The 14,344-nt window shown below is 49.3% G+C and carries 12 protein-coding genes; 4 read left to right on the top strand and 8 right to left on the bottom strand.

Features of this window, described 5'->3' with window-relative positions:
• Positions 1–35: 35 nt before the first annotated feature.
• Both HR45_RS00885 and HR45_RS00880 read left to right on the top strand, forming a co-directional pair.
• A complete protein-coding gene (locus HR45_RS00885) occupies positions 36–989 on the top strand; it encodes a glycoside hydrolase family 43 protein (RefSeq protein ID WP_037438772.1) in 954 nt (317 codons plus the stop codon).
• Positions 990–1,007: 18 nt separating this feature from the next.
• Entirely contained in the window at positions 1,008–2,549 is a 1,542-nt protein-coding gene (locus HR45_RS00880) for an alpha-N-arabinofuranosidase (protein WP_037438770.1), read from the top strand.
• 213 nt (positions 2,550–2,762) lie between these two features.
• On the opposite strand, the gene HR45_RS00875 is transcribed toward HR45_RS00880, so the two are convergent.
• The gene (locus HR45_RS00875; RefSeq protein ID WP_037438768.1) at positions 2,763–3,221 is read right to left on the bottom strand and encodes a hypothetical protein; all 459 of its coding nucleotides are present in this window, start codon (positions 3,219–3,221) and stop codon (positions 2,763–2,765) included.
• 261 nt (positions 3,222–3,482) lie between these two features.
• Between HR45_RS00875 and HR45_RS00870 the strand changes: the two genes are divergently transcribed.
• Entirely contained in the window at positions 3,483–3,701 is a 219-nt protein-coding gene (locus HR45_RS00870) for a hypothetical protein (protein ID WP_037438767.1), read from the top strand.
• A gap of 506 nt (positions 3,702–4,207) precedes the next feature.
• Here the strand turns inward: HR45_RS00870 and HR45_RS00865 are convergent.
• The 3 genes from HR45_RS00865 to HR45_RS00855 form a co-directional block, all read right to left on the bottom strand.
• Positions 4,208–5,098, bottom strand: a complete 891-nt coding sequence (locus HR45_RS00865; protein ID WP_037438766.1) for a hypothetical protein — start codon at positions 5,096–5,098, stop codon at positions 4,208–4,210.
• 1,075 nt (positions 5,099–6,173) lie between these two features.
• Complete coding sequence (locus tag HR45_RS00860) at positions 6,174–6,746, bottom strand: NAD(P)H-dependent oxidoreductase (RefSeq protein WP_241461030.1); 573 nt, start codon at positions 6,744–6,746, stop codon at positions 6,174–6,176.
• 82 nt (positions 6,747–6,828) lie between these two features.
• Positions 6,829–7,149 (bottom strand): MerR family transcriptional regulator, encoded by a 321-nt coding sequence (locus tag HR45_RS00855; protein ID WP_037438764.1) that lies wholly within the window; start codon positions 7,147–7,149, stop codon positions 6,829–6,831.
• A gap of 197 nt (positions 7,150–7,346) precedes the next feature.
• Between HR45_RS00855 and HR45_RS00850 the strand changes: the two genes are divergently transcribed.
• Positions 7,347–8,282, top strand: coding sequence for a DMT family transporter (locus HR45_RS00850; RefSeq protein ID WP_052074399.1), 936 nt, complete (start codon positions 7,347–7,349; stop codon positions 8,280–8,282).
• Positions 8,283–8,312: 30 nt separating this feature from the next.
• Here HR45_RS00850 and HR45_RS00845 read toward each other — a convergent pair whose 3' ends face one another.
• The 4 genes from HR45_RS00845 to HR45_RS00830 all read right to left on the bottom strand — a co-directional run bounded on the left by HR45_RS00845 (position 8,313) and on the right by HR45_RS00830 (position 14,057).
• A complete protein-coding gene (locus HR45_RS00845) occupies positions 8,313–10,142 on the bottom strand; it encodes a family 43 glycosylhydrolase (protein WP_081933344.1) in 1,830 nt (609 codons plus the stop codon).
• Positions 10,143–10,154: 12 nt separating this feature from the next.
• On the bottom strand, positions 10,155–12,083 hold the full coding sequence (locus HR45_RS00840) for a glycoside hydrolase family 97 protein (RefSeq protein WP_037438761.1): 1,929 nt from the start codon (positions 12,081–12,083) through the stop codon (positions 10,155–10,157).
• Positions 12,084–12,158: 75 nt separating this feature from the next.
• Positions 12,159–13,406 carry an aldose epimerase family protein gene (locus tag HR45_RS00835; protein ID WP_241461029.1) on the bottom strand — a complete coding sequence of 416 codons (1,248 nt, stop codon included), beginning with the start codon at positions 13,404–13,406 and terminating at the stop codon, positions 12,159–12,161.
• A 66-nt stretch (positions 13,407–13,472) separates the two neighbouring features.
• On the bottom strand, positions 13,473–14,057 hold the full coding sequence (locus HR45_RS00830; RefSeq protein WP_037438759.1) for a beta-phosphoglucomutase family hydrolase: 585 nt from the start codon (positions 14,055–14,057) through the stop codon (positions 13,473–13,475).
• Positions 14,058–14,344 lie beyond the last annotated feature (287 nt).

Here is a 14,344-nt window from a genome sequence, read left to right as displayed (position 1 = left end):
CTGCCAGCAATCATATTCATAACCAAGGAATAATGATGCGTAAAACATTACCTTTTTTGCTGACTTCCGCGCTGCTTGCCAGCACTGCAGCTCACGCTCAAAACCCACTGTTTACTGATGTTTTCACTGCTGACCCCGCAGCGATGGTTGACGGCGATACCGTCTACCTCTACACCGGCCATGATGAAGCGCCTAACAATAACGTATTCTTTGAAATGCACGACTGGCTGGCATTCTCCACTAAAGACATGAAGACCTGGACCCCACATGGTCCCATCTTAAAAGCGATTGATTTCAAATGGGCAACCGGCCAAGCATGGGCGGCGCACATGATCAAACGTAACGACAAATACTACTTCTTTGTGACTGTACGTCATGACGATACTCACCCTGGGTTTGCCATCGGTGTTGCCGTGGCTGACTCACCGTTAGGCCCATTTAAAGATGCCATTGGTCATGCACTGCTCACCAATGACATGACAACTCAAACACCTAATGATTGGGATGATATCGACCCGGCTATCTTTATCGATGATGACGGTCAGGCGTATATGTTCTTCGGCAACTTAGTGCCTAAGTACGTCAAGCTGAAAGACAACATGACCGAACTGGACGGCGATATCAAAGTCGTGGATCTGAAGAATTACACCGAAGCCTCTTGGGTGCACAAACACGGTGATAACTACTACTACTCATATGCGTGTGAGTTCCCAGAAAAGATCTGTTACGCCATGAGCAAAAACGTTAACGGCCCATGGGAATACAAAGGCATTCTGAACGAAATCGCCGGTAATAGTGAAACTAACCACCAGTCCATTATCGACTTCAAAGGTCAGTCTTACTTCATCTACCACACAGGTGCTGTACCTCCGCAAAATGGTCAAGAAAGTGGTGGCCGCTTCCGTCGTTCAGTGGCAGTCGATGAACTGCACTACAACGAAGATGGCACCATCAAGCGCATCATTATGACCACCGAAGGGATCCAGTAACCGCAAGGAGCCGAAGTAATGAATTACCTTAAGCCCAAGTTACTCGCATTTGCTGTCGCCGCTATGTTACCGGTTGTTGCGCAAGCACATCAGGTAAGCATCAAGGTAGATGCAACTCAGCAAGGACCTGTGATTAATCGTGATATCTATGGCCAGTTTGCCGAACATTTAGGCCGGGGGATATACGGTGGTCTATGGGTCGGTAAAGACTCCAGTATTCCAAACACCAAAGGTTTCCGTAACGACGTCATCAAGGCGCTGAAAGAGATCAAAGTGCCGTTAGTGCGTTGGCCCGGCGGCTGCTTTGCCGACGAATACCATTGGCGTGAAGGCATAGGCGATAAGAACAAACGTCCGGTTAAAGTGAATACTCACTGGGGCGGCGTGGAAGAAACTAACGCCGTGGGAACGCACGAATTCTTCGACTTAGTCGAACTGCTGGGTGCCGAAGCCTATATCAACGGCAACCTCGGCACTGGCACACCACAAGAGATGGCCGAGTGGTTGGAGTATATGACCTCCGACAAGAACTCCACGCTGGCTAACGAGCGCCGTGCTAATGGCCGTGATAAGCCGTTTGAAATCGCCTACTTTGGTATCGGCAACGAAGCCTGGGGCTGTGGTGGCAATATGCGTCCTGAGTATTACTCAGACCTTTATCGCCAATATGCCACCTTCCTGAAAACCCCACCGGGCAAGATGCCAAAACTGGTCGCCAGTGGTGGTGATACCTCGGATACCAAATGGACTGATGTGCTCAGCAGCCATATTCCGCTGCGGATGGTGGATGGTATCAGCTACCACTTCTACACCCTGCCAAAGGATGAGTGGAAAGATAAAGGTGATGCGCTGAACTTCAGCCAACATGAGTGGTTTACCACCATGGAACGCACCTATCGCATGGAAAAATATGTAACCGATAACGTGGCCAAACTGGACAAAAACGATCCAGACGGCAAGCTCGGTTTCTATGTTGATGAATGGGGTACTTGGTACAACCCAGAGCCCGGCCGTGAACCAGGCTTCCTCTATCAACAAAACTCCATGCGAGATGCCGTGGTTGCGGCGGTGAACTTCAACATCTTCCATGAACACGCAGACCGCGTGCGCATGACCAGCATTGCGCAGATGGTGAACGTGCTGCAGGCGATGATCCTCACCGACAAAGAGAAAATGGTACTGACACCCACCTACTATGTGTATGACATGTACAAGGTGTTCCAAGATGCCACCAGCATTCCATTTACCATCAAGACAGATAAATACGCTGAAGATGGTAAAAGTGTGCCGGCGGTGACGGCATCTGTGGCCAAAGGTACCGATGGCAAACTTTATCTGGCACTGGTGAACTTGGATCCAACAGAATCCGCCAGCGTCAAACTCGCGCTGAAAGGCGTCAAAGCAGCTAAAGCTGTAGGTCAAATCCTCACTGCCGACAAGATGGATGCCCATAACAGCTTTGATAAACCTGCGCAGGTCAAACCTGCCCGTTACAGTTCTTCCCTGGATGAGCTTTCACTACCAGCTAAGTCAGTGGTTGTGGCCGAGCTTATCCCCTAAAACTTAGTGTCCGCATTGCCGAAAGGGTCGGGGAATCGTTTGATTCCCCATTTTTTTGGCTAAATGATGTTGCTGTCCTAATGGCAGACCCGCGGGCTCATAGATACGGCGAAGCTGGCGTGATGCCGCGAGACGACAATTACTCCCCCCTAAAACACCGCAACGCCAGTGAGCAGCCTGCTTACCTCGCCCGCAAGCAATGGCTAAACAGCATTACAAACAGTTGGTATTCAACGGGCATAAATGCACATCAATTTGAAAGTTGTTTGCCAGCGCACAAGAGCCGCCCACAATGTCATAAGAGAGATCTTTAACTACCGCGCTGTTATAGCCCTCAGCGGTTACCTCAAGCGCCACCTTCAGCGGGTTGCCGTATACTGACGCTGAAGCAAAATAGGCACCAGTGGCGGTGCTGTCATCATTGTCGTCCGCTTCAATATAGTCACCGTAGACCGCTTCGTCTTGCTCATTTCCCGCTATCTGCAACAGCACTGTGGCATTTGACAGCAACATGTTTTCATCAAGCGAATCATGCACAAACACATTAAATGTCGGTGTCCAATAGAGGGCACATGCAAATTCCCCCTGCTGCGGATCAGCGTCAGAACCACCACATCCGCCGAGCCACACCAAGCTGAATAAAGACACCAGCAATCCTTTACGCAATACCATTATCGATTTCCTTATGGATAACATCAAAATTTAACTGATTGATAACAAGTATTTAATGTAACGTCTTTTTAGCACCAAAATTGAGGCTAATAGCACAAGTCTGTGCGCTCTATTTGATCGCAATAGCCGCCATGCTTGCCACTACCCTATTGCGTTAACGGCATTGGCTCCTCACCGCACGACTCCACTGTGCTTTTATTCAGCAACATCAGGACTACACTGATTACAGAGACTCAGCTCTGCGCCCAATAGGTACACATCATGGTATTAGTCGAAGTCATTGTCCTCATCATCGTCGGTCTTATCATCTTTAAATTCATCGATGGTTATGCACAACAGAAAGCCTTCGCCACCGAAAATGCCGAGCAGAATCAGCGTTTACAGCAAGAGCTGGAAGATATTAAACAGCGTCTGCAAAACCTTGAGAATATCGTTATTGATGAGGATTTTGATATCAAACGTAAGATGAAAGATTTGTAGTGCAGCACAAATGGGGCTGCTTTTTTCATATCGCTGCGCGATAGCCTGAATGGCTTGCAGCCATTGCAACCTGCGGTTGCGAAAGATTGATGGCTTCGCCATTCCAAGCTGCGCTTGGCAAGATTATCACTGCGTGATTGCAACCTGCAGTTGCCAAAGTCGTGGAGCTGCTCGCTCCACACCAGAGCCAAGGGGCGATGCTCGTCCCTCGCCCCTTGGAACCCCGACGACGCCCCACGTCGCGAAACGCTACGGCGCTTCTGGTTTGCCATTTTCGCAAATCGCGGCCAACTCGCGTTCCATCGCTCGGCGCCGCTTTGAGGCATCCATGCCTCAATTGCTCAATGGCTGCCCAACGCACCTTCGCCGCGCCGAGGGGTTATCGGAGTTGCTTGAAACTTCCGTATATTAACGCCGTAATAAGCGGCTAAAAGGGCTTGGCAATAATTAACGAGATACAAACTAAGCCAAGCTTTTTTAGTTCGCACTTGATTGCTTTGTTAGCATCATGAACTTGCCAAAACCGCTTTGTATTCATCAAACATTTTTTTGAAACCGAACGCCGATTCTGGATTGCTAAGCATATAAACTTCATTTAGTCCTGACTTTGAACTTAGATGAAGCTCTCCATATTGGACAACCGGGATTTGATAGTTGTCAGCAAAGCGTTTGTCCCTACTGCCATCCTTATTAGATTTTGCCCATGTGTGATCAATAACTTCAGAATCACTTGGTACTCTTTCAGTTTCTATAAAATTAGTTAGGTTAAAATCAATCTCAACATCAAGTAAGTCTATCAGCGCAAAGTCATCATCTTTTTCAATAAAAAGAAACTGTGGGAACAATTGCAAATCCCCGCCATTTGCATTTTCAAAGTAAATCGCCTTGTAATCACACTGTATTTTGCTGTTATTTAATCTTTTGAAACTCACCGCTTTACGTTCAATCACATTGTTCGCAGTGGTTCTTTCTGCAACACGATCAATTGATTGTGATGTTGTAATATCCCACATTTTTTGTGTATCAAGGACATCTGAGAACCTGTCATCTAAAGTTCCAAAAGCTGCTTCGAGCTGTTCAGAGAGTGAGATATCAAGTCCAAGTTTATGCCTCTCATAATCGTGAGCGAGCTTTTCCAAGCTTTCACTAATTTTTGTAATGGTATCTTTTTTTATCTTGATCTTGTTTTTAAAAACTAGTTTTAAAGGAAACCAGTTAATCCAAGCAAGATCTGACGTCACCTGTTTTAGCTGCTTTTCCGCAAAACCTATATCCTTTTCAAGCTTGCGTCGCCCATTTTCGATATCACGAAGAGAGGATTTGAGCTCATTTAAACTCTGTGATGACAGTTTCCCTACTGCTCTACTTTTGAAATAAACCTTATCTAACTTATTCATGCCCACTCCTTTGGGAGTTACCGTAATAATAATGCTAACCGACATGCTGTCGGAATTAGTCACGACAAGGAATCGCATTTCACTCGTACTCACCGCTCAACTTATGCGCATATACCACTGGGCACAATAGAAAAATCAACAAATGTTGATCTCAATAACTGTATATAAAACTGCACCCTAACTGCACAACCGCATAAAAAGCGACATTGAGCGAATCAGGCACAAGCGGGTCAGCGCTCACATGCGGCATTTCAGGCAACGCTGATCCCCCTTCGGCGCGGCGGAGGAGCGTTGGGCAGGCATCAAGCAATTAAGGCATGGATGCCTTAAAGCCGCGCCGAGGAATGGATTCCGAGTTGGCGGCGATTTGCGCAGATGGCAAACCAGAAGCGCCGGAGCGTTTCGCGCCGCGGGGCGTCGTCGGGGTTCCAAGGGGCGAGGGACGAGCATCGCCCCTTGGCTCTGGTGTGGAACGAGTAGTTCCACGACTTTCGCAAACGTAGTTTGCAATCACGCAGTGATAATCTCGCCAAGCGCAGCTTGGTATGATTGCAAGCCATAAACTCAAAGCCTGCTGCAGGCGATTTATAGCGATGCGCTAACAAGCAACTTTTCAACACGAATGAAAGTACCAACTTTCAAGCAACATGATTCCCCTTCGGCGCGGCGTAGGTGCGTTGGGCAGACATCGAGCAATCGAGGTATGGATACCAAGAAGCGATGGTGAGTCATGGATGACGAATCAGAGCGATTTGCGAAAATGGCAAACCAGAAGCACCGGAGCGGTTCGCGACGTTGGGCGGCAGGGGGATTGATAAGGGGGCGAAGCCGTTTAGCCCCCTTATCCTCTGGTGTGGAACGAGTAGTTCCACGACTTTCCAAAGCGCAGCTTTGTATGGCGCTAGCCATCAAGCATTGGCAACCGCAGGTTGCAATCGCGCAGCGATAATCTTGCCAAGCGCAGCTTGGTATGGCGAAGCCATCAATCTTTGGGCAACCGCAGGTTACAAAGGCTGCAAGCCATAAAATCAAATCCCACGACAGGAGATTTAGCGGAAAGCGTAATTTTCCGCAACTAACGCCTCTTTGCCAACCGCCCTACTTGCTCAACCCATTTGGCTTTTTGCTTATCCGTTGCGCCGCGCACCGGGCCGATATAGGTGGCGGAAACGCGACTAAAACCGCTGAATTTCAAAATAGTGTACTTCAACTGTTTGAATACCGGATTTCCCTGAAACCAGCGGTAATAGAACGGTGGCGTGTCCATGGTGAGAATAATATCGGCGGTTCGCCCTTGAAGTAACTTCTCAGGAATGGGGTGATTTTCGCGATACTTAAACGCAAACCCAGGTAAGAAAGTACGGTCAATTAACCCTTTTAATTTGGCGGGCATACCGCCCCACCATACCGGCAGTACAATCACCACATGTTCTGCCCAAAGCAGGGCTTGCTGAACATCAATTAATGGTGATTCCAGTGCTTGTGGCTGGTCATAACCATCGGAAAGATCCGCTTCAAATTGCAGACGACTCAAAGAAATTAACTGCACTTGGTGCACGTCACTGCTGGCATCCACATAGCGTTTTGCCAATTCGGCGCAGTAACTTTGCTGTTTGGGGTTACCGTTAATTACCAATACCTTTTTCACTATATCGCTCTCCCTAAAAAGCTCAGCGTACGCCTTGCCCTATAGGGAAGAGTCAATAGTCTGCGGTACAGTCTTGTAACGTTTAGCGGCAACTGGCGATATTCGCTTGCTGTTGCTGCAGTGCGGCAATGGCGGCATCGATACGCTGTGACTTTTCATCGAGTAACGTGTGCACCGCTGACCAATCAAGCAGATTACGCCCGGCCACTAAACGCTGCAGCTCAGCGAGGCTGATACCCAAGGTTTGTGCCTGCTTAATTAACAGCACAAATTCCACGTCGGCCTGCTCATAAACGCGATAGTTGCCGCGCCGCGTAATATTGCGCAATAAGCCTAATGACTCGTAGAGTCGAATCGCCTTCGCCGATGCTCCGCTTCGACGTGACATTTCACCAATATACATTCGGCTCTCCCTGCACTTTCAATCCACTGTGCCGTCAATGTAATCGCTAGGCCCGTGCAATACAACGCTTTGTGCCGCAACATCAATAGTGTTGAAGACGTACCACGAAATTCATCATTGTCTGATATTTCACCACTGGTTAGACTGGCTGCAAACACTAGCCACTGGCTATTCATTGTTAACACTCATCGAGCCGTATGACCGCTATCCCAAAGCCTACCAACAACCCCGAACTCAAAGGCGCCGCAGGCGTCGTTATTGCCTCACTGCTATGGGGCACAACGGGCGTCAGCGCCAGCTTCGCACCGAGTGTGCCCGCGATTGCTATCGGTGCGGCCGCAATGGGCTTAGGTGGCATTCTGCAAGCCTTACTCGTGCTCAATAGCATCAGACATTATCAACATCAAATAATGCGCCAGTGGCGGCTATTGCTGCTGGGCGGCATCAGCGTGGCGCTTTATCCGTTGGCGTTTTACGCTGCTATGCGCTTGGCTGGCGTCACCATTGGCACCGTGGTGTCTATTGGCTCGGCACCACTGTTTGCCGCCTTGATTGAACGGCTGGCCGATAAGCGGCCACTGTCGCTGCAATGGCTAACTGCGGCTTGCTGCGGCATTGTTGGCATTGGACTCTTGGCCGCGGCGCCCAATAGCGCCACTGTTGCAGCAAGCGCGAGTGTTGGCGGCATTATGTTGGGCTTGTTGGCAGGCGCAACCTATGCGCTCTATTCATGGGCAGCGAGACGGATGATGTTAACGGCTGTACCGCAAAAGACAGCAATGGGGGCGATATTTGGTTGCGGCGGTCTGCTGCTGATGCCGGTATTGTTATTGACTGGTGCGCCATTTCTCGATTCGGCGCAGAATTTTAGTGTCGGCCTCTATATGGCGCTGGTGCCGATGTTTATCGGTTATCTCTGCTACGGCTATGGTTTAGCTCATGTCGCCAGTTCCACCGCGACAACCATAAGTTTACTCGAGCCGGTGGTGGCCGCTTTACTCGCGGCGCTGCTGCTCAATGAACAACTTACTTCTGTGGGTTGGCTCGGCATCAGCTTAATCATGCTTTGTCTGCTGTTAGTTTTGCTGCCCAACCGCGGCCAACAAAAAGGCCCTGCAACCGCAGAGCCTTAAGTCTTAACCAACCATCAAATCAAAGCGCGATTACTTAGTTTCACGCAAATGGAACACTTGGCAGTTAGTGCCCAGCGCTGGCGCTTGAGCAAAGTTAGTGCCGTCAGCCAAACCACAGCTCGACAGATCTAACACCTGCTTGGTGTAACGGTTGTGCAGCTCCACACCGCCACCTTCTACTGGGGTAATGCGCCAGTGTGAGGTTTTGGTTTGGCATTGACCGGTGATCAGGTTAGCGCCCGGTACTACCGCATCATCTTTGGCTTCAATACATTGATCGCCATTGCTGATGTGGAAGAAACCGTTGTCGGTTGGTTTGAAGTGCCATTTTTGGTTAGCGCTATCAGACCACGCTGATTGCTCAACGTTACCTTTGACACTTGACACTACTTTACCGGATTGTTGGCTCACAATTGCCACATCACCGGTTGGGTTCAGTTGCCATTGGCTGGCATCATCAATCTTGTCCACCAGTGTCAAACCGTTAGCACTCAGCGCCAAATACTTACCAGAGTCACGATGTTTGATCAGGGTGTAACCGCCCATGCCCACATCTAAATGCCACTCTTGGAAGGCTTCGTTGTGCCACGCATCTTCATTCACTTTGCCGTTCGCCACGCCAAGGAATTTACCATCGTCGCTGTTAGCGATACGGAAGAAGCCTTTGGTGGTTGCGTCCAGCACAAAGCCGCTGTTGCTGGCTGAACATGCTGCTACGCCAGCACCGGCTGCGAGACATTGCGCAGTTTTGCCGTCTTGCAACTGATAGCGTTGGCCTTGGATAGCGGTTTTCAGCGGGCCATCTTCACCGGATGGTGGCGGCACCAATACGCCCGGTGTCAATGGCTTACCAAAGTTAGGGGTGCCATCAGCGTGCCAAGTGAATTTTTGCGCACGCAGTGAACGGCTGGCGCCGCAACCGTCGGTGACATGATCGTTACCGTGGTACACCAACCAGTTTTCTTTACCATCTGGTGAAGTGAAGAAACCGTTGTGGCCGGGGCCAAACACTTTGTCGGTACGTTCAAATACGGGTTTTGGTGATTTCTTCCATGACGTGATGTCCATTGGATCGTTACCGACCAATTCATACTGCCCCAGCTTATAGTCAGGGGTATCACAGAAGCTACCTGAGTAGATCAGGAACGTACGACCGTCGTGTTGCAGGATCTCTGGGCCTTCAGTGACTTTGCGACCACTGGTTTCCCAATCGAGCACTGGACGGGTCAACACCACATGCTTAGTGCCTGCTTTCAGCGTCCATGGATTTTCCATTTCAGCGATAATGTTACGTTGCTCATCACCTTGCCACTGAGAGTAGATCAGGTATAGCTTGCCGTGGACTTCGAGGTAAGTACCGTCGATGTTCCAGGTGTTCGGCATCATTGAACCTTTGTACTCGTACGGTCCCATAGGATCGTCACCCGCACTTTCCAGCACGTTCAGATGTTGATGATCCAGCGTGCCATCTTGGCCAGCAGTGTACATCATGTACCAGCGGTAGCCGTTAGGGCCTTTTAAGCGATGGAATTCAAACGCCCAGAAGTTACAACAGGCTTCTGGCAGTGTCGATGACCAAACGTTTACCGGGGTGGCTTTGGCCAGACCTTCCAATGTTGGCGATTTACGCATCACCAGTTCAGAAGTCCAGGTGGTTGTGGTCAGGTAATAGTTACCGTCCCAGTATTCCAACCATGGGTCGGCACCATTTGGAAACAGTGGATTAGTGAAACTACCCTTGGGGGTTGTTTGTGCTGCTGGTGAAGTTGCCTGACTGACGTCCTGTTGCGTTGAGGCACAGGCGGCTAATGCAAGTGTCAGCGGCAAAAGTGCAAGCTTACTGCTTAGTCTGTTTTTCATTATCAACGTCTCTCAATTAAAAACCATCACAAAACCGGCGGAAGGTTTCAGTGTTAGCTGGCGGACACCGCTATCAACCTCAGACTGCACCAGCGCACGCGGGCTAGCGCCATCTTCAATTAACAGTCCCTGCCCTTTTCCCACAAAGGACAAATCCAGCTCTAATGTTTTAGGCTCTTTCTCGGCATTAATACCGGCAATGAACCATTGTTTGCCTGCACGTCTGGCGATCACAGCATATTTGCCGGGATATCCCCCAAGAAAACGACTCTCATCCCAACGGCCGGGCACAGAGCGCAGGTAACGCTTCACAAACTCAGGCATGCTTTCCATCTGTTTCGGTGTGGTCACCAGATGTTGAATACCTGAAGTTAATAAAACCGGTAGTGCTAACTCAAAACCGTTGCTGGTCTTGCGTTCAATATTGGGAATATCGCCCAGCACCATCGGTGTGAAATCCATCGGGTCAAACAGGTTGCGAGTAAACGGCAACATGGCAATGTGCGTTGCTTCGCGGTCGGCAACCTCTTGGAAGAAGGTGATCATCTCAAAGCCCTTCACCGCCTCGGCGGTCAGCAGATTCGGCCAAGTACGTTGTAAACCACGTGGCAGCGTCGTGCCGTGGAAATTGACCATAAGTTGATGCTCGGCAGCATCTTTCAAAATATCTTGGTAGTACTGCATTACCGATGAACCATCACCGGGGAAGAAATCCACCTTCACCCCTTTAATGCCCATCTGCTGCAGTCGCGCAAATTCACGCTCGCGATCATCATGGGTCAGCAGTTGGCTTTTGGGCGTGTACTGCGTGCCATTCCATGCGCCTGATGAGTTGTACCACACCAGCAAGCCAACGTTTTTGCCTTTGGCGTATTGCGCTAACTCGGCCATTTTGTCGTAGCCGATGTTTTGGTCCCAATTGACGTCGATCAAGATATAGGGCCAGTGCATCTTGGCGGCGTAATCAATAAATTCTTTTTGAATTGGATAGGTCACCGACTCATCTTTCAACAAGCCCCAGCTCCAAGCCGAAATACCGGGTTTAATCCAGGCGGTATCGGTGATTTTGGCAGGTTCTGCCAGATCGCTGCCCAGCGTCGAACTCATCAGCGTATTTAAGTCACCCACGGCGATAATGCGCCAAGGAGAATGCAGCGGCAGCTTCGCTTCAGGTAGCCACTTACCGTTGCTGAGGCCTTCTTTTTCGCTCGGAAAACGCAATTGATACAAGCCATCAGGGCTTTTTTGCGCCAGATTACTGCCCGCATAGTGGCCATCATTTCCGGCTTCGGTAATCGCGATCCAGTCATTGCCATAGTGATACAGCGCTGGATAGATCCAGCCGTTTTCAGTCGGTGACGGCGTTTCTACACTGATGTTTTGGCTGTAGTCTTCTTCATACGATGGGTTGGTGCGCTCCCAGCCTGACTTAGCATCGGCCTTGTGTTGCAGCCATGCTTTGGTTTCCGGGAAGAAATGAAAGCCAGTGAGTTCATTCATCACAATGCGGCTATCGGTTGATTTTTCTGGCAATACATAACGGTATGCCAAACCATCATCAGATAAACGCATCTCAATCGTCAGCGTATGGCCCAGCGGATTCGTAAAACTGACATTGATGTCGTTCGCTTGGTATTCCACATGACGCTGTTTGCCGGTCCACAGCTCATATTGGCCTTGAACGGTCTTTTGCCCCGCTTCTTTTTTGAAGCTCAAGCCCTTGGCGAATTGGGCATTGTTGAGGTTTAACCCCAGCGGTGAAGGTTTGAGGACGGGTTGGTTATGATGAAATAGCTGATACCACAAACGACCTTGTTCATCGAGACTCAGCGACGCAGACAGCTGTTTGTCTGGGCTGGTAAAACGCGTTTGCCACGCTGCGCTCGCGCTGCAAGTTGCCAGTAGTGCTAGAACACCAGATAACGCCACATAACCTTTCATACCAAATTCCTTGTGCTTGGATAAGCGAATGTCGGCTAAGCCGACATTCGCACTGCTGAGTAAACAGCTATCACGTTAGATCGTGGTGAAGTGATACACGATTTGGATCTGATAAGTTTCACCCGGACGCAACTCAGTGGTTGGCCACTCTGGATGATTAGGTGAATCTGGATTGTGCTGAGGCTCTAATGCAAAACCACTGTTCTTGGTATAGGTGTTGCCTTTACCTTTCAGTGAACCATCCAGGAAGTTACCTGAGTAGAACTGAATAGCAGGCTCGTCAGTCAACACTTCTAACACACGGCCACTTGCTGGATCAGTTACTTTGGCCGCTAACACCAATTCGCCTTTTGCGTGTGGACGCAATACGAAGTTGTGGTCAAAACCACCCGCCATGGTCAGCTGTTCGTTATCAACGTTAATATCTTTGCCAATCGCTTTAGGCTGACGGAAATCAAACGGCGTACCTTCAACAGAAGCCACTTCGCCAGTAGGGATCAAACCAGGACGAGTTGGGGTGTATTCATCAGCATTGATTTGGATCTGTTGATCCAGAATGCTGCCACTACCGGCCAAGTTAAAGTAGCTGTGCTGGGTCAGGTTAACGATGGTCGGTTTATCCGTTGTGGCGGTAAACTGCATATCCAGCTTGTTGTCAGCCGTCAGTTCATAGACCACTTTGGTTGCCAGTGTGCCTGGGTAACCTTCTTCACCGTCTGGGCTGGTCAGTGTCAGCTCAACACATGCTTTGCCGTCTTTCACGAATGGCTTAATGCCCCACACTTTTTGGTCAAAACCAACAGTGCCGCCGTGCAGGTGGTTATCACCATCGTTGGTTGCCAGCGTGTACTCTTTACCATCTAAGGTGAACTTGCCGTCAGCAATACGGTTGCCATAACGACCGATCAGCGCGCCGAAATACACGTTGTTAGTTTTAGAGGCAACATACTCATCCAGCGTATCAAAACCTAAGGCGATATCTTTCATATTACCTTTGGCATCTGGCGTGATCATCTTGGTGATGATGCCACCATAGCTCATCACATCGACTTCAATGCCGTTAGCATTTTTCAGAGTGACCAGTTTCACTTCAGTGCCATCTGGCAAAGTGCCAAACGGTTTTTCAGTAGCGCTGACTTTTGATTCATTCATAGCGTGTTGTTCCGTTGCTGCAGGCTTGGCAGAGGGGGCTGAATTTTGCTCCGCAGGGCTACAACCAGCCAGTGCGATACCAGCCAGAGAAAAACCGGCTGCCTTGAGGCAAAAACTCAGCAGGGAAGAGGAATATTTACCCTGCCCTTGATGTGCGATATGTCCTTTCATGCCTGTACCTTCTTTCGTGGTAAATTTATCGTTTTATATTATAAATAAACAGCAAGTTGCAAGCTTTTAACACTGGATCTTGCCGTCTTTCACAATTACACAGTCCATTCCTGCTGCGGCTGCAGCATTGGCACCGATTTGCGTGTCTTCAAAAACAATACACTCGGCGGGAGTGAGGCCCAACTGTAACGCCACATTTAGAAATGTGTCTGGTGCGGGCTTACCATTTTCAACATCTGAAGCCGTTACCAATGCGTCAATTCTTGACAGGATACCGGTAGCGTTGAGCATATCGAGCGCATGGCCACGTTCAGCCCCGGTTCCAACCCCTATTTTCATACTTGGACGATAATGTTCAAATACGGCGAAAGTATCAGCAATTACGGTAGGGGTATGGTCACCCTCTTCCCAAATCAGCTTTTTACGCGCGGCAACAATTTCAGCATTGTGGCTCATGCCATATTTCTCATTGAGTACCACCACAGTTTGAAGCGTTGGTACGCCACCCAAGCTGTACATATAGGCTTCATCCCAAGGGTAGCCATATTCTTCACACACCGCGCGCCACGCCGATTGATGTGAGCCCATAGAATCAATCAGAGTGCCATCCATATCAAAGATAATGCCGCGATATCGGCTTAAGTCGATCATCAAATACCTCTAAATTTTGTGTCTGCAATAAGTGGGGGTTAATTGTTATTAGGTTCGCTCTCAGGCGAACTTAAAATCAGTAAATAGAGTGTGCCATCTCAACCTATATCGAACCTGAATGCTGGTTTTTCTGGGCTACAGTTTTTCGCTGTTCGTTCTTTTGCTTTTCCGCTTCTCTCACCGCTTTTGATCTAAGCAAACATGCACGCAATGGCTGAGCGCGAGTTGGTTTTGGGCTACATGTGCTTTTTCGTCGTTAGCATGCAATGCTTTTCCGCTTTGCTTGC

It is taken from the genome of Shewanella mangrovi (assembly GCF_000753795.1).
Lineage (GTDB): Bacteria > Pseudomonadota > Gammaproteobacteria > Enterobacterales > Shewanellaceae > Shewanella > Shewanella mangrovi.
The sequence above is the reverse complement of the archived record's forward strand: the minus strand, read 5'-3'. Positions and strand labels throughout refer to the sequence as shown.

Excerpts from the sequence above, each read along its gene's own strand:
- HR45_RS00885 (WP_037438772.1), top strand. The coding sequence starts at position 36 with ATGCGTAAAACATTACCTTTTTTGCTGACTTCCGCGCTGCTTGCCAGC.
- HR45_RS00880 (WP_037438770.1), top strand. The coding sequence starts at position 1,008 with ATGAATTACCTTAAGCCCAAGTTACTCGCATTTGCTGTCGCCGCTATG.
- HR45_RS00875 (WP_037438768.1), bottom strand. The coding sequence starts at position 3,221 with ATGGTATTGCGTAAAGGATTGCTGGTGTCTTTATTCAGCTTGGTGTGG.
- HR45_RS00870 (WP_037438767.1), top strand. The coding sequence starts at position 3,483 with ATGGTATTAGTCGAAGTCATTGTCCTCATCATCGTCGGTCTTATCATC.
- HR45_RS00865 (WP_037438766.1), bottom strand. The coding sequence starts at position 5,098 with ATGAATAAGTTAGATAAGGTTTATTTCAAAAGTAGAGCAGTAGGGAAA.
- HR45_RS00855 (WP_037438764.1), bottom strand. The coding sequence starts at position 7,149 with ATGTATATTGGTGAAATGTCACGTCGAAGCGGAGCATCGGCGAAGGCG.
- HR45_RS00850 (WP_052074399.1), top strand. The coding sequence starts at position 7,347 with ATGACCGCTATCCCAAAGCCTACCAACAACCCCGAACTCAAAGGCGCC.
- HR45_RS00845 (WP_081933344.1), bottom strand. The coding sequence starts at position 10,142 with ATGAAAAACAGACTAAGCAGTAAGCTTGCACTTTTGCCGCTGACACTT.
- HR45_RS00840 (WP_037438761.1), bottom strand. The coding sequence starts at position 12,083 with ATGAAAGGTTATGTGGCGTTATCTGGTGTTCTAGCACTACTGGCAACT.
- HR45_RS00835 (WP_241461029.1), bottom strand. The coding sequence starts at position 13,406 with ATGAAAGGACATATCGCACATCAAGGGCAGGGTAAATATTCCTCTTCC.
- HR45_RS00830 (WP_037438759.1), bottom strand. The coding sequence starts at position 14,057 with ATGATCGACTTAAGCCGATATCGCGGCATTATCTTTGATATGGATGGC.